At 64.3% G+C, this 21,226-nt stretch carries 22 protein-coding genes; 12 read left to right on the top strand and 10 right to left on the bottom strand.

Annotated features, from left to right (window positions below; all coding sequences use genetic code 11):
* Positions 1-11: 11 nt before the first annotated feature.
* On the bottom strand, positions 12-992 hold the full coding sequence (gene rfaD, locus AB7531_RS14340; protein ID WP_063982201.1) for an ADP-glyceromanno-heptose 6-epimerase: 981 nt from the start codon (positions 990-992) through the stop codon (positions 12-14).
* Positions 993-1,166: 174 nt separating this feature from the next.
* Between rfaD and waaF the strand changes: the two genes are divergently transcribed.
* The 3 genes from waaF (at position 1,167) to AB7531_RS14325 (ending at position 3,451) form a co-directional block, all read left to right on the top strand.
* Entirely contained in the window at positions 1,167-2,216 is a 1,050-nt protein-coding gene (waaF, locus tag AB7531_RS14335; RefSeq protein WP_436855427.1) for a lipopolysaccharide heptosyltransferase II, read from the top strand.
* A gap of 254 nt (positions 2,217-2,470) precedes the next feature.
* Positions 2,471-2,770: a hypothetical protein gene (locus AB7531_RS14330; protein ID WP_028153513.1), complete on the top strand. Its 300-nt coding sequence runs from the start codon at positions 2,471-2,473 to the stop codon at positions 2,768-2,770.
* A gap of 282 nt (positions 2,771-3,052) precedes the next feature.
* A complete protein-coding gene (locus tag AB7531_RS14325) occupies positions 3,053-3,451 on the top strand; it encodes a hypothetical protein (protein ID WP_028153514.1) in 399 nt (132 codons plus the stop codon).
* A gap of 219 nt (positions 3,452-3,670) precedes the next feature.
* On the opposite strand, the gene AB7531_RS14320 is transcribed toward AB7531_RS14325, so the two are convergent.
* Positions 3,671-4,708, bottom strand: a complete 1,038-nt coding sequence (locus AB7531_RS14320) for a glycosyltransferase family 4 protein (protein WP_063982199.1) — start codon at positions 4,706-4,708, stop codon at positions 3,671-3,673.
* Positions 4,709-4,834: 126 nt separating this feature from the next.
* On the opposite strand from AB7531_RS14320, the gene galE reads away from it, so the two are divergent.
* From galE to AB7531_RS14305, 3 genes are all read left to right on the top strand, one after another.
* The gene (gene galE, locus AB7531_RS14315; RefSeq protein ID WP_028153516.1) at positions 4,835-5,848 is read left to right on the top strand and encodes a UDP-glucose 4-epimerase GalE; all 1,014 of its coding nucleotides are present in this window, start codon (positions 4,835-4,837) and stop codon (positions 5,846-5,848) included.
* Positions 5,849-5,966: 118 nt separating this feature from the next.
* The gene (locus AB7531_RS14310) at positions 5,967-7,769 is read left to right on the top strand and encodes an ABC transporter ATP-binding protein (protein ID WP_063982198.1); all 1,803 of its coding nucleotides are present in this window, start codon (positions 5,967-5,969) and stop codon (positions 7,767-7,769) included.
* 38 nt (positions 7,770-7,807) lie between these two features.
* A complete protein-coding gene (locus tag AB7531_RS14305; protein WP_063982197.1) occupies positions 7,808-8,509 on the top strand; it encodes a fumarylacetoacetate hydrolase family protein in 702 nt (233 codons plus the stop codon).
* A 57-nt stretch (positions 8,510-8,566) separates the two neighbouring features.
* Here the strand turns inward: AB7531_RS14305 and AB7531_RS14300 are convergent, their stop codons facing one another.
* Positions 8,567-9,025 carry a YybH family protein gene (locus AB7531_RS14300; RefSeq protein ID WP_063982196.1) on the bottom strand — a complete coding sequence of 153 codons (459 nt, stop codon included), beginning with the start codon at positions 9,023-9,025 and terminating at the stop codon, positions 8,567-8,569.
* A gap of 131 nt (positions 9,026-9,156) precedes the next feature.
* On the opposite strand from AB7531_RS14300, the gene AB7531_RS14295 reads away from it, so the two are divergent.
* Together AB7531_RS14295 and AB7531_RS14290 are read left to right on the top strand one after the other, a co-directional pair.
* Positions 9,157-9,969, top strand: coding sequence for an amino acid kinase family protein (locus AB7531_RS14295; RefSeq protein WP_063982195.1), 813 nt, complete (start codon positions 9,157-9,159; stop codon positions 9,967-9,969).
* A gap of 13 nt (positions 9,970-9,982) precedes the next feature.
* On the top strand, positions 9,983-10,810 hold the full coding sequence (locus tag AB7531_RS14290) for an amino acid kinase family protein (protein WP_063982194.1): 828 nt from the start codon (positions 9,983-9,985) through the stop codon (positions 10,808-10,810).
* Positions 10,811-10,874: 64 nt separating this feature from the next.
* Here the strand turns inward: AB7531_RS14290 and AB7531_RS14285 are convergent, their stop codons facing one another.
* Positions 10,875-11,804: an aspartyl/asparaginyl beta-hydroxylase domain-containing protein gene (locus tag AB7531_RS14285; protein ID WP_063982193.1), complete on the bottom strand. Its 930-nt coding sequence runs from the start codon at positions 11,802-11,804 to the stop codon at positions 10,875-10,877.
* Positions 11,805-12,037: 233 nt separating this feature from the next.
* Between AB7531_RS14285 and AB7531_RS14280 the strand changes: the two genes are divergently transcribed.
* A complete protein-coding gene (locus AB7531_RS14280) occupies positions 12,038-12,658 on the top strand; it encodes a hypothetical protein (protein ID WP_063982192.1) in 621 nt (206 codons plus the stop codon).
* A gap of 13 nt (positions 12,659-12,671) precedes the next feature.
* On the opposite strand, the gene AB7531_RS14275 is transcribed toward AB7531_RS14280, so the two are convergent.
* Both AB7531_RS14275 and AB7531_RS14270 read right to left on the bottom strand, forming a co-directional pair.
* Positions 12,672-12,827 (bottom strand): hypothetical protein, encoded by a 156-nt coding sequence (locus tag AB7531_RS14275; RefSeq protein ID WP_014493894.1) that lies wholly within the window; start codon positions 12,825-12,827, stop codon positions 12,672-12,674.
* A 153-nt stretch (positions 12,828-12,980) separates the two neighbouring features.
* Positions 12,981-13,904: a LysR family transcriptional regulator gene (locus AB7531_RS14270; RefSeq protein WP_063982191.1), complete on the bottom strand. Its 924-nt coding sequence runs from the start codon at positions 13,902-13,904 to the stop codon at positions 12,981-12,983.
* A gap of 213 nt (positions 13,905-14,117) precedes the next feature.
* Between AB7531_RS14270 and AB7531_RS14265 the strand changes: the two genes are divergently transcribed.
* From AB7531_RS14265 to AB7531_RS14255, 3 genes are read left to right on the top strand one after another with little or no spacing between them, the layout of a single operon-like run.
* On the top strand, positions 14,118-14,828 hold the full coding sequence (locus AB7531_RS14265; protein ID WP_028154477.1) for an SDR family NAD(P)-dependent oxidoreductase: 711 nt from the start codon (positions 14,118-14,120) through the stop codon (positions 14,826-14,828).
* A gap of 15 nt (positions 14,829-14,843) precedes the next feature.
* On the top strand, positions 14,844-15,080 hold the full coding sequence (locus AB7531_RS14260; protein WP_063982190.1) for a tautomerase family protein: 237 nt from the start codon (positions 14,844-14,846) through the stop codon (positions 15,078-15,080).
* A 29-nt stretch (positions 15,081-15,109) separates the two neighbouring features.
* Positions 15,110-16,351, top strand: coding sequence for a YbfB/YjiJ family MFS transporter (locus AB7531_RS14255; RefSeq protein ID WP_084795352.1), 1,242 nt, complete (start codon positions 15,110-15,112; stop codon positions 16,349-16,351).
* 20 nt (positions 16,352-16,371) lie between these two features.
* On the opposite strand, the gene AB7531_RS14250 is transcribed toward AB7531_RS14255, so the two are convergent.
* The 4 genes from AB7531_RS14250 to metK form a co-directional block, all read right to left on the bottom strand.
* The gene (locus AB7531_RS14250; RefSeq protein WP_063982188.1) at positions 16,372-17,838 is read right to left on the bottom strand and encodes a flavin-containing monooxygenase; all 1,467 of its coding nucleotides are present in this window, start codon (positions 17,836-17,838) and stop codon (positions 16,372-16,374) included.
* A gap of 49 nt (positions 17,839-17,887) precedes the next feature.
* Entirely contained in the window at positions 17,888-18,307 is a 420-nt protein-coding gene (locus AB7531_RS14245; protein ID WP_063982187.1) for a nuclear transport factor 2 family protein, read from the bottom strand.
* 163 nt (positions 18,308-18,470) lie between these two features.
* A complete protein-coding gene (ahcY, locus tag AB7531_RS14240; protein ID WP_063982186.1) occupies positions 18,471-19,892 on the bottom strand; it encodes an adenosylhomocysteinase in 1,422 nt (473 codons plus the stop codon).
* Positions 19,893-20,017: 125 nt separating this feature from the next.
* A complete protein-coding gene (gene metK, locus AB7531_RS14235) occupies positions 20,018-21,214 on the bottom strand; it encodes a methionine adenosyltransferase (protein ID WP_063982185.1) in 1,197 nt (398 codons plus the stop codon).
* Positions 21,215-21,226: the final 12 nt, after the last annotated feature.

Raw genomic sequence — 21,226 nt, 5'->3', positions numbered from 1 at the left:
TCCTTGAAGCCTCAGCGGAAGCGGTCTGGCCGGTCGAGATAGTCGCCGACATAGGCTTTCACCGCATCCTCGAGCGTCGTGAAGCCGCCGTTATAGCCGGCGCGGTGCAGGCGATCGACCTCGCTCTGGGTGAAGTATTGATAGCTGCCGCGGATCTGCTCGGGCATGTCGACATATTCGATGTTGGGCCTGGTGCCGAGGGCCGCATAGGCAGCGAGCATCAGGTCCCTGAAGCTGCGCGCCTTGCCGGTACCGACGTTGAAGAGACCGGATACCGACGGCGTCGCAAGCAGCCACATGACGACGCGGACGACATCATCGACATAGATGAAATCGCGGCGCTGATCGCCGTCGGCGATGCCCTCGCGGTGCGACTTGAACAATTGCACGACACGGCCCGCCCTCACATCATCGAAGCGGCGCGCCAGCACGCTCATCATCGAGCCCTTGTGGTATTCGTTGGGGCCGAACACGTTGAAGAATTTCAGGCCGGCCCATTGCGGCGGCAGCTTCTCGCCGCGCGCGACGCGCTCGGCGACGGCGAGATCGAACAGGTGCTTGCTCCAGCCGTAAAGATTCATCGGCCGCAGTTTCTTCAATGCCGACAGTGAGGCGTCGTCGTCAAAGCCGTCGGCACCATCGCCATAGGTTGCGGCCGACGAGGCGTAGATCAACGGCACCGCATCCGCCGTGCACCAGTCCAGCAGGCGCATCGACAGGCGAAAATTGGTCTCGATCACGAGGTCGCCGTCGGTCGCGGTGGTCTCGGAAATCGCCCCGAGATGGATCACGGCGTCGAGCTTGCGGCCCTTCAGCCAGTCGGGCAGCTCGGCCGGCGGGACGATATCCACAAGCTGGCGCTTGGCGAGGTTTCGCCACTTGCCCTCGGTCCCGAGGAGATCGCAGACGACGACATCGCTGCGACCGGCCTCGTTCAGCGCGGCGACGACATTCGATCCGATAAAACCGGCCCCACCGGTCACCAGCAACATTCCACCTACCCTGCCAGGTTTTGCCCTGCCCGATTTTCACGGCCCGGTCCTGCCCTAGCGCATGATCCGCCAAAGTGTAAGCGGTTTTGGGGTCGGCGCTGTCCTGGCTTTACCTGCAGGTCCGGAGCGGGTAACCGAACCGCCACATCAGCGCGTTCCCGGTCCTATTAACGAATGAATCAAGATTCGCAATTTAGCCGAGATGCAGATCGGAGCGACACCCGCCCGATCCTGATCATCCCCTATATGTGGATCGGCGATTTCGTCCGGAATCACACCGTTGTCCGGGTCCTGAACGAGCGCTGGCCCAACCGGCCGGTCGATCTCCTGACCACCTCCCTCTGCGCCCCCCTGGTCGACTACATGCCCGGCGTGCGCGATGGCATCGTGTGGGACCTGCCGCGCAGCCGGCTCGCCGTTGGCCGCCAGTTCGGCCTGGCGAAGCTCCTGCGCGAGCGGAATTACGGGACAGCCCTGGTGCTGCCCCGGACCTGGAAGGCGGCCATCGCGCCCGCGCTGGCCAGGATTCCGGAAAGGGTCGGCTTCGTCGGCGAGTTCCGGTTCGGCCTGCTCAACCGCTGGCGCTGGGGCGAGAAGAAGCTGCCCCGCTTCATCGACAAGAACGCCGCCCTGGCCCAACCCGATGGCGCCCCCCTGCCCGCGGAATGGCCGGTGCCGCAATTGCGGGTCCCGGCCGAGGACATCGTCCGCTGGCGGCAGGCCAATGGCCTCAGCGCCGGGGCGGCGGTCGCGCTGGCTCCCGGCTCAGTCGGCGCCTCAAAGCGCTGGACCTACTATCCGGAGGCTGCCCGCCTGCTGGCCGAGCGCGGCCTGGAGGTCTGGGTGGTTGGCGGCCCCGCCGAAAAGGGCCTCGCCCAGGAGATCGTCGCCGCCGGCGGTCCGGGCGTGCGGGACCTCACCGGCACCGATCTGCGCAACGGCGTCCTTGCCATGGCCGCGGCCAGCGTCGCCATCTCCAACGATTCCGGCCTGATGCACATCGCAGCCGCGCTCGGCACGCCCACCATGGGCATTTTCGGCCCGACCAGCCCCTATCTCTGGGCTCCCCTCAACGGCCTCGCCGCGACCGTGGTCCAGGACAAGAGCGTGCTCTCATGCCAGCCCTGCCAGAGCACGATCTGCAAGATGAACGACCACCGCTGCATGCGGGATATCGCGGCTTCCGAGGTCGTGGCGATCGCGCAGCGGGTGCTCGGAGTGTGAACTCATTGACGCCATGCGTTGGTCGGGCAACTGGCAGCGAATCCAACAGCAGGTCTTTCCGTCCGCCAGCTTTAGTCAGTGACGTTGTCAGTTCATTCGCGGGATAAGGCTGCGTCGCTGCCGCTTCTGAGGGCTGAACCAAGATCACGTCGACAAAGACGAATCTTCATCGAGATTCGAACAAGAGGTTCGCTCCTCAAACGTCGCTCGATACATGCCTCTTGGACATTTTACACAGTTATGGAGGTAGCCCCATGCCGATCGTTCAATTCACTCGCTTCAAGACCGACAAGCCCGAGGAAATGATCAAGATCGTCAGGCAGGCGAAGAAAATCTTTGAGAAACACGGCGCCGAATTTCTTCGGCTCTCCCGCTTCCACACTGGCCAGTGGGCAGGAGAGTTGCTGGTTGCGACGCGCTATTCCAATTGGGAAGTTTACGGCAAAGTGCAGGAAGCCGTGGCAAACGACCCGGAGTTCGCGCAAGTGCAGGCTGACGGAATGAAGATTTCCCAACTACAGGGCCGCAACATCGCCGTTAGCATCGATCTCTAGCTGGGGCGCCGCCCCGCAAGCCACTCAAGCGCGGAGGCCGCCGGACAAATGCGGCGGCCTTTCCAGCTCTGACAGATCGCACTCGTCATCGCGCTACGCTGCGCTTTGCCTCAAGCAGACGAGCGCTCTGCAGAGCCTATTGACTTAGATCAACAACAGCTTCGCCAGTTCGCCGCACCCAAATACTGCTCAAGACCGATACGAAGGGGCGCGTCTTGCTGCGCCCCCATCGGCGTCGAAGAGGCTGATTTGGCAGTATTGACCATTTAGTCGGAGAGTTTCATGAGGACCTTCAATCCTTTGGTGACGTTGGTACTTCTCGTGACGCAATCGGCCTCGATTCAGGCTGCGGATTTGAACGGAGCTTGGACAATCGACGCCTCGGCCTGTGGCCAAATATTCACGAAAGAGAACAACAGGCTTGCCTTCAAGAAAGATGCTGATCTCCACGCGGGCGGTTTAATCGTCCAGGGAAGGCAAGTAACCGGCACATTTGAAAAATGCACGGTCAAATCGTTGCGCGATGACGGGCCGAATATGCGAATAATCGCGTCGTGCTCGGACGGCGTCGCGATTTCAGACGTCGCATTCGACCTGACATTCTCCGGAGAGAATAATATCACACTCAGCTCCAAGGAGCCGGTGCCAGTGCAAATGCCGTATGTGCGCTGCCCAATGTGAAGTCGACCGCGACGGTTTGAAGGAACCTGGATGGATGATCCGGGTATCGCAACTGCGGCCGATGATGACATCGTGCCGCTGTTTTGCCCGACGTGTCAAACGGCTGCGTAAAATCCGCAACGCATCGCACCGGCCGTCAACCCGTTGATTCCGCTGGCACCGGCTACTTTGCATGGGGTTGTTTTCGAGATTTTTGTTTGCGGTCGCGAAAACGGCAGTTCAGAGCAGCGGACGATAAACGTCGCCGATCCGCGCCGCTTCGGCATCGAGGCTGAACTTCGCCAGCACCCGTGCCCGCCCCCGCGCGCCCATGGCGAGCGCGGCGTCCGGGTCGCGCATCAGCGGTTCGAGCGCGGCGGCCAACGCATCAGCGTCACCAGTCGGGATCAGCACACCTGTCGAGCCGTCCTCGACCACGAGCGCGGCCGCACCGGCGCGCGCGGCAACGAGCGCGCTGCCGGCCGCCATCGCCTCTATCAGCGTCAAACCAAAACCTTCGTTGCGCGAGGTGAAGGCGTAGATCGTCAGCCGCTGATACCAGCGCTGCACCGCTTCGATCGGCAGCTCACCGGTGATGACGATGCGCGACTGCAGGCCGGCGGCATCGATCCGCTTCTTCAGATCGTTCGCAAAGGGAGTCTGCTCCGGCGTGACCTGTCCGACGATGATTGCAGTGAAGTCAGGATAGCGCGGCAGCAGGCGACACATCGCATCGACGAACACATCCGTGCCCTTCTGCGCGCGCACGCGGCCGAAACAGCCGATCGCGTAGCGGCCCGGCAGCGCGGCTTCCGCAAAGGCCGCGGCGCGATCGTTCGGCGGCGCATAAACGTCGGTGTCGACGCCGTGCGGGATCACCGTCGCCTTCACCTTCAGGAACGAGGCCGAGATGTCTGATGTCGCGATGATCGCGTCCATGCGCCGGATCAACCCGCGCGTGATCCAGCTGTGATGCCGCTGCGCGGCCGACGTGAACACGAGTTTCAATGGCCAGCCGAGCGCGCGCAGCACGACGCCCGCGATCATCTCGTTGTTGCGCCGCGCGTGCCAGATCAATGGCGTCTTGCGGCCCCATAGCTTGAGGAAATCGGCAGCGCTCAGCCGCGAAATCCCCTCCGGCGCATCCGAGCCGAACCACGCCGCGCGATAGAGCTTTGCCAGCCGGGGCGCCACCATCCGGTTGGTCGCGGTGACCCCGGAATAGCGCCTGTGCAGATTTGGCACGATCACTTCGAGATCGCCGGGGGAATTCGCCACGTCATGCTCCGTTACGAAAGCCCCCTATACGCAACATTAAGCATAGTGACCAGTTCAGAGCTGCCGAAACCCCCTCTTCACCGCGCAAACGTTAACTTGGCGCGTTGATCGAAGACGGGTGAGATCATGACTGTGCTAGTCACCGGCGGCGCCGGCTATATCGGAAGTCACACGGTCCTGGCGCTGGCGGAAGCCGGCGAGGACGTCGTCGTGATCGACGATCTCTCGACCGGTTTCTCGGCCTATCTGCCCGAGGGCGTGCCGCTGTTCATTGGCGACGCCGGCGACGAGAACCTGGTCGAAGGCGTGATCGCCCAGCACAACATCGAGAGCATCATCCATTTCGCGGGCTCCGTCGTCGTGCCGGAGTCGATGCGCGATCCGCTCGGCTACTACCGCAACAACTTCATGACCGCGCGCAACCTGCTCAACGTCGCCGTCAAGCGCGGCATCAGCCGTTTCATCTTCTCCTCGACCGCGGCCGTCTACGGCAATCCGGACCTGGTGCCGGTGCCGGAGCACGCGCCGACGCGGCCGCTGTCGCCCTACGGCTCGTCGAAGCTGATGACCGAGATCATGCTGCACGACGTCGCCGCCGCCTACGGCATGCAATACGTGACCTTGCGCTATTTCAACGTCGCTGGCGCCGATCCGCAGGCGCGCATCGGGCTGGCCACCGTCGGCGCTACGCATCTGCTCAAGATCGCCGTCGAGGCCGCGACCGGCCAGCGCGCCAAGATCGATGTGTTCGGCACCGACTATCCGACCCAGGACGGCAGCTGCATCCGCGACTTCATCCACGTCTCGGACCTCTCGCAGGCCCATCGCTCGGCACTCGCTTACCTGCGCAATGGCGGCGCCTCGACGACGCTCAATTGCGGCTATGGCCGCGGCTATTCGGTGCTGGAAACCATCGACGCGGTGCGCCGGGTTTCGGGGCGCAGCTTCGCCGTGCAATACGCCCCGCGCCGGCCCGGCGACATCATGACCATGGTCGCCGACACCAGCCGCATCCGCGGCCTGCTCGACTGGAAGCCGCAATACGACGACCTCGAGACCATCGCGGCCCACGCGCTGGCCTGGGAGGACAAGCTGTTCCGCGAGCGCCATGGCGAGCTCCGCCACGCCGTCTCGGCTTAGATTCCATCCCAGCGCAAGCCCTTAATTGGGCTTGAAAAGCGCGGCTTTAGCGGGCACAGAGGCCCTTCGATCCCTGACGCGCGGGCAGGCTTTTCCTTGCCCCGTCAATGGACACCGGATGGCCCAGTTTCCAAAGAAAATCACCGACGATCCCTATACGGCGGCAATCCTGATTCGCCGCCTGGTCACGGAACAGGGGATCATCTACTGGCGGCGTTACCTCGTCGCCTTCGCGCTGATGGCGCTTGCCGCCGGATCGACCGCGGGCGCGACCTACGTGCTCGGCCAGGTCATCAACCAGGCCTATGTCGACAAGAACATCCCGGGCATCGCGATGTTCTCGGGCATCACGGTGGTCCTGCTGTTCATCAAGGGCGTGGCGACCTACGGCCACATGGTGATCCTGACCAAGATAAGCAACGCGATCCTCGCTACCAACCAGCGCCAGCTATTCGCCAAGCTGATGCGCGAGAGCGTCGGCTTCTTCTCCGAACGGCATTCGTCTGAATTCCTGGCGCGGCTGACCGCCGGCGCCAAATCCATCACCGACGTGCTCAACATGCTGGTCAACGCTGTCGGACGCGACCTCATGATGCTGCTCGCGATGATCGGCGTGATGGTGTGGCAGGACCCGGTGATGTCGTTCATCGGCCTCGTCGTGGTGCCGCCGGCGATGCTGGTGCTGCGCAAGCTGGTCAAGCGCATCAAGGGCCTCGCCTTCAACCAGTTCACCGGCACCGCCGACATCTTGGAGACGATGCAGGAATCGCTCCAGGGCATCCGCACGGTGAAGGCATTCACGCTCGAAGACACCATGCAGAAGCGCATCGACGAGAACATCGCGATCGTCGAGCGCAACGCCAACAAGATGGCCCGCGTCGCCAACCGTTCCAACCCGCTGATGGAGATGCTCGGGGGGTTCGCGGTCGCCGGCTGCCTGCTCTACGGCGGCTACAGCGTGGTCGCGCTCAACGCCACGCCCGGCGCGTTCTTCTCCTTCATGACCGCGTTCCTGATGGCGACCGAGCCGGCCAAGCGGCTGGCGCGGCTCAACATCGACCTGAACAGCCAGCTCGTCGGCGCGCGCATGCTGCTCGAAGTGGTCGACAGCCCGGCGAGCGAGCATTCCGACGACGACAAGCCAGCGCTCAAGCTGTCCGAAGCGAAGATCGAGCTGCGCGACGTCAGCTTCTCCTACCGGACCGGCGAGACCGTCCTCAACCGCATGTCCTTCGTTGCCGAGCCCGGAAAAGTCACCGCGCTGGTCGGCCCCTCCGGCGGCGGCAAATCGACCGTGCTGGGGCTGCTGCTGCGCTTCTACGAGGTGACGCAAGGCGACATCGTGATCGACGGCCAGTCGATCGGCGCGGTCTCGCGCAAATCGCTGCGCGCGCAGACCGCCTATGTCGGCCAGGACGTGTATCTGTTCCGCGACACCATCCGCAGCAACATCGCCTTCGGCAAGCCCGGCGCGAGCGAAGAGCAAATCATTGATGCCGCGAAAGCCGCCTGCGCGCATGATTTCATCATGAGCTTCCCGCTCGGTTACGACACGCCGGTCGGCGAGCACGGCACGCAGCTCTCCGGCGGCCAGCGCCAGCGCATCGCGGTGGCGCGCGCGCTGATCAAGAACGCGCCGATCATCCTGCTCGATGAAGCCACCGCCGCGCTCGATTCCGAGTCCGAGCGGCAGGTGCAGGAGGCGATCGAGCATCTCTGCCAGAACCGCACCACCATCGTGATCGCGCACCGCCTGCACACCATCATGCACGCAGATGCGATCCTGGTGGTCGAGGGCGGCGAAATCGTCGAACAGGGCCGCCACGACGAATTGCTCCGCCGCTCGGGTCGCTACGCCTCGTTCTTCCGCCTGCAACACTACGACGCCGGCGCTCTGGCGCCGATCAGCGCAACCGCATAGAGTTTCCTTCACCCCACCAAGAGCAGCGAGACCGCTCCATGAACGCCGCCTCCTACGTCATTCCGCTTCCACCCCAGGCTTCGCTTCCCGTCGTCGGAGAGAGCGGCCGTTACCCGGTGCGCCGCATCTGGTGCGTTGGCCGCAACTACCTCGAGCACATCCGCGAGATGGGCAACGACGAGCGCGCCCCGCCGTTCTTCTTCGCCAAGCACGCCGACATGCTGGTGCCCCACGGCGCCACCATTCCCTATCCGCCGCTGACCAAGGATCTGCATCACGAGGTCGAGCTGATCGTCGCGATGAAGAGCGGCGGCCTCAACATCCCCGCCGACAAGGCGCTCGACCATGTCTACGGCTATGCCGTCGGCATCGACCTCACCCGCCGCGACCTCCAGATCGCCTCGCGCAAGAAGGAGCGTCCGTGGGAGATCGGCAAGTCGTTCGACGGCTCGGCCCCCTGCTCCGCAGTGCAGCCGGCCTCGAAGATCGGCCATCCCGCCAAGGGCAAGATCTGGCTGACGGTCAACGGCAAGGAAGCCCAGAAGGGCGATCTCACCGAGCTGATCTGGAACGTGCCCGAGATCATCTGGCAACTCTCGCAGCAGGTGAAGCTCGCCGCCGGCGACATCATCATGACGGGCACGCCGGCCGGCGTGTCGCAGCTCCAGCCGGGCGACAAGCTCGAATGCGGCGTCGACGGCGTCGGCACGCTGAAGGTGAGCATCGGCCAGCCGGAATAGGCTGAACGACATCTGGAAATCGAAAGGCCCCGGACACGTCCGGGGCCTTTTGCATTTCTACCAGGCCTTCACCGGCCGATTGGCATGGCTTGCCTGCGGCACCCCGCGATTGAGCGACATGTGCGAATGCACACACAGCCAGCCATCGCCATCTTTTGAAAACACCATCGTCGCTCGGCCGGGGCGCGGAAACGCGCTGCCATCGGGATGGTAGCCCGTGCTCGTCCACGGCGCGACCACCGTCGCCATCGTGCCGTCGGGGGACGCCAGGATCGAGACCTGGTCGAGGACGAAGCGGAAGTCGGTCGTCTTCGGCCAGACGTTATTCCATTGCGTCGTAACCCACTGGTCGAGCCCCGGGATGACGTCGTTATGCGTGCCGAAAGCGAGCACGTCCGGGTGAAACAGCGGCCGCGCCGAGGCGTAGTCGACCTCGCGGACATAGCCTGAGAAGGTATCCAACCACTCGCGGAAGAATTGCACGATCTCGGTGTTCGCAAGTGGCAACGGGGCCATTGCCTGCTCCATGTTTGGCCGCTAAATCGCGGCCACCTTGTTGCCATGGACTGAAGTGTGCGGCAAGATTCGCGGTCGAGGCTGAAGGGTCCGCCGCAGAGACTGCATCAGAAAACGAGAGGATGTCTCGGATGTCGAACACGATCACGGAGCTCGAGGGGCTGCTGATGCAGCGCTCGCTCACCGACCCACAGCTTGTGGCCGCAGCGGAGAAGGCAGCGGACTTCCGCATCCTCCCCGATGCAACCGTCATCAAGATCGGCGGCCAGAGCATGATCGATCGCGGCCGTGCCGCGGTCTATCCAATCGTCGAGGAGATCGTCGCCGCCCGCAAGGCGCACAAGCTCCTGATCGGAACCGGCGCCGGCACCCGTGCGCGGCATCTGTATTCGATCGCCGCCGGGCTCCGGCTGCCGGCCGGCGTGCTGTCGCAGCTCGGGGCTTCCGTCGCCGATCAGAACGCCGCGATGCTCGGGCAGCTGCTGGCCAGGCACGGTATCTCCGCCGTCTCCAGCGCCGGGCTGTCGTCCGTGCCGCTGTTCCTCGCCGAGGTGAGTGCGGTGATCTTCAGCGGCATGCCGCCCTATAGCCTGTGGATGCGTCCCGCGGCCGAGGGCGTGATCCCGCCCTATCGCACCGACGCCGGATGCTTCCTCGTCGCCGAGCAGTTCGGCTGCAAGGCGATGATCTATGTGAAGGACGAGAACGGCCTCTACACCGCGAACCCGAAGACGTCGAAGAACGCCACCTTCATCCCGAAGATCTCGGTGGCGGAGATGAAGGCCAAGGGCCTGCAGGATTCGATCCTCGAATTCCCGGTGCTCGATCTCCTCACCTCGGCGCGCCATGTCCGGCAGGTGCAGATCATCAACGGCCTCGTCCCCGGCAATCTCACCCGCGCGCTTGCGGGCGAGCATATCGGCACCATCATCACCGCGAGCTGAAGAGAGCACCGTCATGGCTGATACCAACCAGATCAAGCACGTCGCCTCGCCGCTCGCGCGCCAGACTCTGCTCGACAGCGATCTCACCCGCCCCGTTGCCGGCAACCGGCCGATCAAGCTGCTGCCCTGGCTGCAGGTCATCAAGATCGGCGGCCGCATCATGGACCGCGGTCACGAAGCGATCCTCCCGCTCGTCGACGAGTTGCGGTCGCTCTTGCCGGAGCATCGCCTGCTCATCCTGACCGGCGCCGGCATCCGCGCCCGCCATCTCTACAGCGTCGGCCTCGATCTCGGCCTACCCGTGGGTTCGCTCGCACCGCTCGCCGCCAGCGAGGCCGGCCAGAACGGCCACATCCTGGCGAGCCTGCTCGCGCCGGAGGGTGTCTCCTATGTCGAGCACCCGACCATCGCGAGCCAGCTCGCCATTCACCTCACGGCCGCGCGCGCGGTCGTCGGCAGCGCCTTCCCGCCCTACCACCATCATGAATTCCCGACCGCGCGCATCCCGCTGCATCGGGCCGATACCGGCGCCTTCCTGCTCGCCGACGCGCTTGGCGCTGCCGGGCTCACGATCGTGGAGGACGTTGACGGCGTCTACACGACCGATCCCAATGGCGCGGATGGCAAGAAGGCCGAGCTGCTGAAAGAGACGAGCTTTGCCGATCTTGCGAAGCTGAAGGGCACACTGCCGTTCGATCCCGCGCTGCTCGAGGTGATGGCCAACGCACGACACATCACGCGCGTACAAGTGGTCAACGGTCTCGTTCCCGGCCGGATCGCGGCAGCGCTGCGCGGGCAGCATGTGGGGTCGATCATCAACACCGGCGCCAGGCCGGTGTGAGGCCGCAGCAACGTCCGCAAAAACAAAACCCCGGAGCCTGCTCCGGGGTTTTTCGTAGGGCGGATTAGCGCAGCGCCGATATCACGATGAGACCGAGGATCAGCGCCGTCAGCGAATATTTCAGCGTGTAGTAGACGTTGCGGTTCCACTCCTTGACCTTGCGGCTGCCGAGGTGGATCTCGTAGAGCTTGCCGAACACCTTGTTGAGCACGCCGACGCTCTCGCCGTCCACGTTCTGGGTCGCCGACGCCTTGACGATGTGATGGCTGACCCAGCGGTTGATCGCGGTCATGAAGCCGTACTTCATCGGGCGCTCGACGTCGCAGAACAGGATGATGCGGTTGACGTCGGTCGCATTCTCCACGCTGTGGATGAAGGTCTCGTCGAACATGAAGGCCTCGCCGTCGCGCCAGACGCATTCGACGCCGTCGACGAGGATGCGGCACTTGTTCGAGTTCGGCGTGACGAGGCCGAGGTGATAACGCAGCGAGCCGGCAAAGGGATCGCGGTGCGCGCCAAGCTTGCCGCCCGGCGGCAGCATCGCGAACATCGCGCCGTGCACGCTCGGGATCGAATTCAACAGCTCCACCGTCTTCGGGCACAGCGTGCGCGCTGACGGCAGGAAGTCGTCGTACCATTTCAGATAAAACCGCTTCCAGCCGCTCTTGAAGAACGAGTAGAAGCCCCAATCGTTGTTCTTCGCAGCGGCCCGAATGAAGCCTTCGTCGAACAGGCGCACCGCCTCGTCGCGAATGGTCTCCCAATTCTCGCTGAGCGGCTTCAGCTCCGGAAACTGCTCGACCGGGATCACCGGCTTGTTCGGCACGGCCGAGCCCGCATACATCAGCACGTTGTAGGGCGCGAGATAGGTCGAGTGATCGCCGAGCTGGCGGGCGAAGCGCAGTCGCTGCTTGCCGCGGAAGTGAACGTAAATGGTCGAAGCCGCGAGCACATAGAGAATGACAAGTTGCGGCGCAAAAAGCTGTTTCAGCATTTCCCCAAATCCCGAGTGACTCAGCCGGGGACGTGATCTACTCCGACCTGGCCCGAGCTGCAAGATATTGGCGTGCATCCTGAGGCTGTTCCGCAGCTTGTGATTGGGACGTCCCGAGCCGTGCCGCGCACAATTTGAAATCGTAGCCGACCCGCCGCCAATCCCCGCGTTGCGGTCGGTTTGCGGCGTGCTATCCTGGTTCCAGGGTTGGAAAATCGGGGTGCGTCTTGGGGATGTGGCGGTCGTTGGCGGGCTCCGCGCTCGCGCTGGTTCTGCTTGGAATATTCGCACCCGTGAACGGCCAAGGCACTTCGCCGTCACCCCAAGGCGGCAAGCCTCCGGATCCGGAGCTGCGCGGCCAGTGGCTACGGGTCGGGCAGACATTCGCCTGCAAGGTCGAAGCCGGTAAGCGCATCACCCCGCCCGATCCCGACGTGCTTAGCTTTGCCTGCCAGCGCATGGGCGCGCTCGGCGTCGGCATCTCGGAGACCTCGCTCAAGGCCGTGCTCGGCGAGCCGCACCGCAGGCTGCCGCAACCGAACAACGCGACGGCCTATGTCTACTTCCTCGGCAAGACCGGCGAGTTTCCCTATCTTGCCGCCATCGTGAAAGCGAACCGCACCGTCGCGCTCCAGATCAGCGGCGAGGCACCGGTCGCCGCGTACAGCTTCAACCGGGTCAATCTCGGCGACAGCACCGACAAACTGATGGCGCAGTTCGGCGGCCCATTCCACGTCGGACCGAGCGGGCTGGAGAAGACCGAACTCTGGACTTACGAGCCATGGCCCTTCTCATTCGAGGTGAGGCAGGACCGCGTCACCTCGATCCGGATCAGCGATCCGACCAGCAAGTAGATTCGATTGCCGATCAAGCCCGGGACAGCGCCTGCAGGCCTTTGAACGTGAGGCGCTTGGGGTCGGTGACGCCGGCGAGATAGAGCCGGCGGATGAAGGCGATGACGGCGTCGCGGTCGCAATCGGTCAGCGCGACGACGGCGTCGACCGCAATCTTCTGGGCTTCCATTGGGCTCACCTCGGCCTTGCGAGTAACCCCGGCCGAGACAGGCTAGGACTCATCCGTTAAATCGGCGTTAACCGTTCTGGAACCATCGCCGATTCAGCCCGGCGGCCGTATACGCAAAACAACGCATTGGCAGTCGCCGTGCGGCCGCAATGTCTAGCGTGCACCGAGGCTCTTCTTGAGCTGCGCAAAGTGCTTCTTCAGCCGGGGCACGGCGAAGTCGGTGAAGGCCCGTACCTTCGGCACCGCGAGCCGGCCCTGCGGGCAGATCAGATGCGCGGGCATCTCCGGATCCTCATCGCCGGCCAGCACGATCTCGAGCTCGCCGCGCGCGACCTGCTCGGCCACCTGGTACGAATACATCCGCGCCACGCCGCGCCCGGCAACCGCGGATGCCACCGCCGCATAGGTGCTGTTGACGACGAGTCGCGGCATGAACTGGACTGTCCTGGCTGCCGATGAGCCGGCCTGTGGCGCAAAGGTCCAGGAATTGGGCAGGTGCGCCATCGCCACGATCTGGTGCTTGGCAAGATCGCCGGGGTCAGTGATGCGCGGGTGCTGCTTCAGGTAACGTGGCGCGGCCACCACGACACGGCTGATCTCGCCGACCCGCATCGCCACCATCGCCGAATCCGCGAGAGGTCCGATGCGAAGCGCGATGTCGACGCCCTCCTCGATCAGATTGACCGAGCGGTCGAACAGCAGGAGCTTCGCCGACACCGTCGGATAGGCATCGAGAAATGCATCGAGGATCGGCCGCAGCACCATCTCGCCCGAGACCACCGGCGCCGTGATCGTGAGCTGGCCGCGGGGCGCCGTGCGCGGTCCGGCCACGATGTCGTCGGCCTCCTCCAATTCGGTGAGCACGCGGCGGCAGATCGCAACATAGCGCTCGCCCTCCTCGCTCAGCTTGATCGAACGTGTCGTCCGGTGCAGCAGCTCGGCGCCGACCCGCTCCTCCAGGAAGGCGATGGCGCGGCTGACCGCCGCCGGCGAGCGGCCGAGCTTGCGCCCCGCGGCGGCCAGGCTGCCCTCGTCCACCGCAAGGACGAACACCTTCATCGCATCCAGACGATCCATGCCTACCCGTCGCCCCATCAAATTCCAGTGACAAGCTAGGCGCTCGCCCCCGCCGCGACAACCGCCGCCAAAGGCCGGTCCGGCATTCGTTCGCGCCACGTAACAGTGTCTGCCGGACAACGTGTATTCGCAGCCGGGCCGCCGCGGCGTACTTCAGCACGCAAGCCAGCCGCTGCTGGCCCAGGTTCTGAAAGCCAACAACAGGAGCCCGTCATGGGTATCGAGCAGAAGGTCGCCATCATCACCGGTGCATCGCAGGGCATCGGCGCCGCCCTGGTCCAGGGTTTTCGCGATCGCAACTATCGCGTCGTCGCAACGGCGCGTTCCATCAAGCCGTCGGGCGACGATGACATCCTCGCCGTTCCCGGCGACATCGCCGACCGGGCCACCGCGGAACGCGTGGTCTCGCAGGCCGTCGCGCGCTTCGGCCGCGTCGACACGCTGGTCAACAATGCCGGCATCTTCGTCGCAAAGCCGTTCACGCAGTACACGGCCGAGGACTATGCGGCGGTGATGGGCACCAACGTTGCGGGCTTTTTCCACATCACGCAGCTCGCCATTGCGGAGATGGAGAAGCAGGGTTCGGGTCACGTCGTCCAGATCACGACCACCCTGGCCGATCAGGCCAATTCGAACGTGCCGTCGGTGCTGGCCTCGCTGAGCAAGGGCGGGCTGAACGCCGCGACCAAGTCGCTCGCGATCGAATACGCCAGGCGCGGCATCCGCGTGAACGCGGTGGCGCCCGGCATCATCAAGTCGCCGATGCATCCCGTTGCGACGCATGCCCAGCTCGGCGCGCTGCATCCGGTCGGCCACATGGGTGAGATGTCCGACATCGTTGGCGCCGTGCTCTATCTCGAGCAGGCAAGCTTCGTCACCGGTGAGATCCTGCACGTCGACGGCGGCCAGAGCGCCGGCCACTGAGCGCGGAGAAACACCATGCCGATCGTCACCATTCAAGTGACCCGCGAAGGAACGACGCCGGGAGCGGCGTCGCTCACGGCGGAGGAGAAGGCCGCGCTGATCAAGGGATCGAGCCAGTTGCTGCTCGACGTGCTCGGCAAGCCGCTCGAGTCCACCTTCGTCGTGATCGAGGAAGTCGACACCGACAATTGGGGCTGGGGCGGCCTGCCCGTGCAGGACTTCCGGCGCCGCCGCGCCGCAAAGACAGGATGATCCGCGCGCGACGCGCGCCAGAGGATGACATGACCGAACTCAATGCAAACACTGGGCACCACGCCCGGCCGCATCAGCGGCCGGGATCGGATTCGCAATCGACTTCGCGGCAGGCTTGGCGGTACGCCGTGGCGGGATTGTCCGCATCACTGGTCGGGCTTGGCCTCGCCCGCTTTTCCTACACGCCGCTGATCCCGGCGCTGATCGCCGCAAAGTGGTTCAGCGCATCCGACGTCGTTTATCTCGGCGCTGCCAACCTCGCCGGTTATCTCGCCGGCGCGCTCGCGGCACGCGCCCTGGCCAATCGCATCGGCGCAGTCCGCGCGCTGCGGGCGATGATGCTGCTTGCCACCCTCTCCTTCTTCGCGAGCTCTAGTCCGGTGTCGTTCACCTGGTTTTTCGCCTGGCGCTTTCTGTCGGGCCTCACCGGCGGAATCATCATGGTGCTGGCGGCCTCCGTCATTCTGCCGCACGTATCGGCCGCGAGGCGCGGCATCGTCGGCGGCGTGATCTTTGCCGGCGTCGGCCTTGGCGTCGCGGCGTCGGGCACGCTGGTGCCGTTGCTCCTTCAACAGGGCTTGCAGCAGAGCTGGTATGGCCTCGGCGTGCTCTCCGCCGTGCTCACGCTCGCGAGCTGGTGGAACTGGCCTGCGGAGGCCAAGAGCGATGCCGCGCCTTCGCATCACGCGAAGTCCCATCAGGCCTCGCCCGCCGTCCGCGCGCTTCTGGTCCAGTATGGCCTCAACGCGGTGGCCCTGGTGCCGCACATGGTCTTCATCGTCGACTTCGTGGCGCGCGGCCTCGGCCAGGGCATTGCGGCGGGCTCGCGCTACTGGGTGCTGTACGGTCTCGGCGCCATCGTCGGCCCGCTCGTCACCGGCCATCTCGGTGACCGCTCGGGATTTGGACCCGCCTTGCGCGCCGCGTTCCTGATCGAGGCGGCCGCCGTGCTGCTGCCCACCGTCAGCACCGCGCCGGTTTCGCTGATCGTATCGAGCGTGGTGGTCGGCGGCTTCACGCCCGGCATCGTGCCGCTGGTGCTCGGTCGCATCCACGAGCTCGTGCCGCACTCGACCGAGCAGCAGCGCGCGACATGGAGCCACGCCACCACGAGCTTCGCGCTGTTCCAGGCGGCGGCAGCCTACGGTTTCTCCTGGATCTACGCGCAGACCGGCGGCGACTATCTGGTCCTGTTCGGACTTGGCGGCGCCGCCGTAGTGCTCGCACTTGCGATCGATCTTGGGCTCGCGCTCACCACGCGCAAGGCATAAAGCGGGCGGCGGCGGCGTGATCAGGAATACTGCATCACGCCGTCGTCGATCTTGCCGAAGCGCAAGGAGACGATGTCGAGCGCGTAGTTCTGGTACAGCCGCCATGGCTGCTTCGAGCCCTGCTTCGGCATCTTCGCGACCGAACGCTGCACATAGCCCGAGGTGAAATCGAGCGACGGCTGCGCGGTGATTTCAGGATCGTCATTGTGCGGCATGCACTGACGGAAATTGTGCCGGTCCATGTAGTTGATGAGCCGGCAGACATATTCGCAGGTGAGATCGCATTTCAGCGTCCAGGACGCGTTGGTGTAGCCGAAGGCCGAAGCCATGTTCGGCACGTCGGCGTACATCATGCCCTTGTAGGTCAGCGTGCTGGCGAAATCGACGGCGCGGCCGTCGACGCTGATTTCGAGACCGCCGACGACCTGGAGCACCAGCCCCGTCGCGGTGACGATGATGTCGGCCGCAAGCTCGCTCCCGTCCTTCAGGCGAATGCCGTCGCCCGTAAAGGTGTCGATCTCGTTGGTGACGACGGCGGCGCGCTGCTCGCGGATCGCCTTGAACAGATCGCCGTCGGGCACAAGGCAGAGCCGCTGGTCCCAGGGATTGTAGCGCGGCGTGAAATGGGTCGCGACGTCGTAGTCGGGGCCGAGCGCCATCTGCACGCCCTTGAGCACCAGCTCCTTGACCTTGGCGGGCCGGCGCCGGCTGAGCTGGAAGAAGAACATCCCCCACATCACGTTGCGCCAGCGGATGACATGATAGGCAAGCCGCGTCGGCAGATTGCGGCGCAATTTGTTGGCCACGGGGTCCTGCGCCGGACGCGACACCACGTAGGTCGGCGAGCGCTGGAGCATGGTGACCTGCGCCGCCTTCTTGGCGAGCTCCGGCACCAGCGTCACTGCGGTTGCGCCCGAGCCGATCACGACGACGCGTTTTCCCGCGTAGTCGATGTCCTCGGTCCATTTCTGCGGATGCACGATGCGGCCGGCGAAATCCGACGCACCCTTGAACTCCGGCGTATAGCCCGCCTCGTATTTGTAATAGCCCGAGCACATGAACAGGAAATTGCAGGTGAATCGCACGAGCTCGGTTGCGCCCTCGCCCGTAATGCGCTCGGCCTCGACGGTCCAGCGTGCCTCCGGCGTCGACCACGCCGCGCGCTTGACGCGATGGCGGAAGCGGATGTGCTTCTCGATGCCGTTCTCGGCTGCTGTCTCGCGTACGTAGTTCAGGATCTGCGGGCCATCGGCGATCGCCTTCGGATCAGTCCACGGCTTGAAGGAATAGCCGAGCGTGAACATGTCGCTGTCGGAGCGGACACCGGGATAGCGAAACAGGTCCCAGGTCCCGCCGATGCAGTCGCGCCCCTCCAGAATGACGTAGCTCTTGCCCGCGCACCTGTTCTGCAGATGATAGCCAGCGCCGATGCCGGACAGGCCGGCACCGACGATCAGGACGTCGAAATGTTCTGCGGCTTTAGCCATGGCGTTCTCCCCGGCACAGGATGAGCGACGCCGTGCCGAATTGCAACCGTCAGGCGGTGGTAGCGCCGTAGACAAGGGCTGTGTCGAAATACTCGTAGAATTCGACTGCCTTGCCATCCTTGAAGCGCCAGAAATCGACCTTCGGGGTCTCAGCGATCTTCCCGGTCCTTTTGTTGGTCCAGGCACATGAGCCGCGCGCGAAAACAGCGTCGCCCTGCGCGACGTATTCATTCATGGTGTAGTACTGCATGCTCCAATCAGCCAGCAGACCGTCGAAATAGCCACGAAGCTGCGCGCGGTCGTCATAACACCTGGCAAAGGGCACCGCCGGAGCCCCCTGCGGAAGCGAGTCGAATTTGATCTGCGGGCCGATGACGCTGTCGAACCAATAGTCGACGCTCCCGCCTTTGCTGTCGTTCCACCGACGATAGGCTTCTTTGAGCAACTGAACGTTGGCTTCGCTGGACATCGCATTCCCTCCATATGCATTTGACAATGAACGTGGGAAACGCGGCCACCCGCTTCAGAAGTGGCGGGCTTGTTTTGGCTCTACCTCCGAGCGTAGCACAATGAGTCTACAAAAAAAGGCCCCGGATCGCTCCGGGGCCTTCGTGTCGCAGCTGGATGCGATCTCAGTAGCGGTAGTGGTCCGACTTGTACGGACCTTCTTGCTTCACGCCGATGTAGTCGGCCTGGTCCTTGCGCAGCTCGGTGAGCTTGACGCCGATCTTGGCGAGGTGCAGGCGCGCGACCTTCTCGTCCAGCGACTTCGGCAGCACGTACACTTCCTTCTTGTACTTGCCGTCCTTGTTGTTGGCGAACAGCTCGATCTGCGCCAGCGTCTGGTTGGTGAAGGAGGCCGACATCACGAAGGACGGATGGCCCATCGCGTTGCCGAGGTTCACGAGGCGGCCTTCCGACAGCATGATGATGCGGTGCTTGTCGGGGAATTCGATCTCGTCGACCTGCGGCTTGATGTTGGTCCACTTCAGGTTACGCAGACCCGCGATCTGGATCTCGTTGTCGAAGTGGCCGATGTTGCAGACGATGGCGCGATCCTTCATCGCGCGCATGTGCTCGATCGTGATGATGTCCTTGTTGCCGGTCGCGGTGACGAAGATGTCGGCGCGCGGGGCGGCGTCTTCCATGGTCACGACCTCGTAGCCTTCCATCGCGGCCTGGAGCGCGCAGATCGGATCGACTTCCGACACCATCACGCGGCAGCCGGCTTGGCGCAGCGAGGCGGCCGAGCCCTTGCCGACGTCGCCGAAGCCCGCGACCATCGCGACCTTGCCCGACATCATCACGTCGGTGCCGCGACGGATGCCGTCGACCAGCGATTCACGGCAACCATAGAGGTTGTCGAACTTCGACTTGGTGACGCTGTCGTTGACGTTGATCGCCGGCCACAGCAGCGTGCCGGCCTTCTGCATGTCATAGAGACGATGCACGCCCGTGGTGGTCTCTTCGGAAACGCCCTTGATGCTCTTGGCGATCTCGGCGAAGTAGCCCTTCGGCTTCTCCTTGAGCTGCTTCTTCAGGAGCGCGAAGAAGACTTCCTCTTCCTCGGAGCCGGGCTTGTCGAGGAACGCGGTGTCGCCGTTCTCGGCGCGCAGACCGAGATGGACGTACATGGTGGCGTCGCCGCCGTCATCGAGGATCATGTTCGGGTGACCGCCGCCGTGCCAGTCGAACAGCTTGGCGGTGTAATCCCAGTATTCGGCCAGCGTCTCGCCCTTGACGGCAAAGACGGGAATGCCGGCGGCGGCGATCGCCGCGGCGGCGTGGTCCTGGGTCGAGTAGATGTTGCAGGAGACCCAGCGAATGTCGGCGCCGAGGGCTGCCAGCGTCTCGATCAGCACGCCGGTCTGGATCGTCATGTGCAGCGAGCCGGCGATGCGCGCGCCCTTCAGCGGCTGCTTCGGGCCGAACTCCTCGCGGGTGGCCATCAGGCCCGGCATCTCGGTCTCGGCCAGCGAGAGTTCCTTGCGGCCGAAGTCGGCCAGCGAAATGTCCTTGACGATGTAGTCGGTGAAGCCGGGCTTCGCATTCATAGCGGAGGTCCTGTTGTTGAATTGGTCGTTCCGGGTCGCCCTGGAGGGGCGCCCCGAAATCTCGACATGATGGATAAGGATCCCGGGTTCGCCGCTGTCGCGGCGCCCCGGAATGACGTTGGTACTTAGACTGCGCGCTTGAGCGCTTCGACCAGGTCGGTCTTCTCCCAGGAGAAGCCACCCTCGTTGTCGGGCGTGCGGCCGAAATGGCCGTAGGCCGAGGTGCGCGCGTAGATCGGACGGTTGAGGTCGAGATGGCTGCGGATGCCGCGTGGAGTGAGATCCATCGCTTTGGCGGCGGCCTTCTCGAGCTGGTCCTCCGACACCTTACCGGTGCCGTGGGTGTCGATGTAGATCGACAGCGGACGCGCGACGCCGATGGCGTAGGCGAGCTGGAGGGTGCAGCGATCGGCGAGACCGGCCGCGACGATGTTCTTGGCGACGTAGCGCGCCGCGTAAGCCGCCGAACGGTCGACCTTGGTCGGATCCTTGCCGGAGAACGCACCGCCGCCATGCGGGGCCGCGCCACCGTAGGTGTCGACGATGATCTTGCGGCCGGTCAGGCCGGAATCGCCGTCCGGACCGCCGATGTAGAACTTGCCGGTCGGATTGATGTGCCAGATGGTCTTCGACGTGATCCAGTCCTTCGGGAGCGCCTCGCGGACATACGGCTCGACGATGTCGCGGATCTGCTTCGACGAGATGTCCTCGACCAGATGCTGGTGCGACACGACGATCTCGCGCACGCCGACCGGCTTGCCGTTCTCGTACTGCACGGTGACCTGGCTCTTGGAGTCCGGACCCAGCACCTTCTCGCGACCGGAGTGACGCGCTTCCGAGATGAGACGCAGGATCTTGTGGGCATAGAATATCGGCGCCGGCATCAGGTCAGGCGTCTCGTTGGTGGCGTAACCGAACATGATGCCCTGGTCGCCTGCGCCCTCTTCCTTGACCTCACCCGGCTGCAGCGCATCGACGCCTTGCGCGATGTCGGCCGACTGCGGATGCAGCAGGATCTCGATGTCGGCCTTCTCCCAGTGGAAGCCGTCCTGCTCGTAGCCGATGTCCTTGATCGCGGCGCGCACAACGCTCTCGATCTGGTCGTTGGTGACGGATGCGGGACCGCGGGTCTCACCAGCGATCACCACCTTGTTGGTGGTCGCCAGCGTCTCGCAGGCCGCGCGGATCTGCCACGGATCGATGCCGGCCTTCGGCCCTTCGCGGTAGAACAGATCAACGATTTCATCGGAGATCCGGTCACAGACCTTGTCGGGATGACCCTCGGACACGGATTCGCTGGTGAAGAGATAGGACGCGCGCATCAGTAACCCCTT

It is taken from the genome of Bradyrhizobium sp. 63_E2_N1_3, assembly GCF_052076005.1.
Classification (GTDB): Bacteria; Pseudomonadota; Alphaproteobacteria; order Rhizobiales; family Xanthobacteraceae; genus Bradyrhizobium; species Bradyrhizobium barranii.
This window is presented reverse-complemented; position numbering and strand designations above follow the sequence as displayed.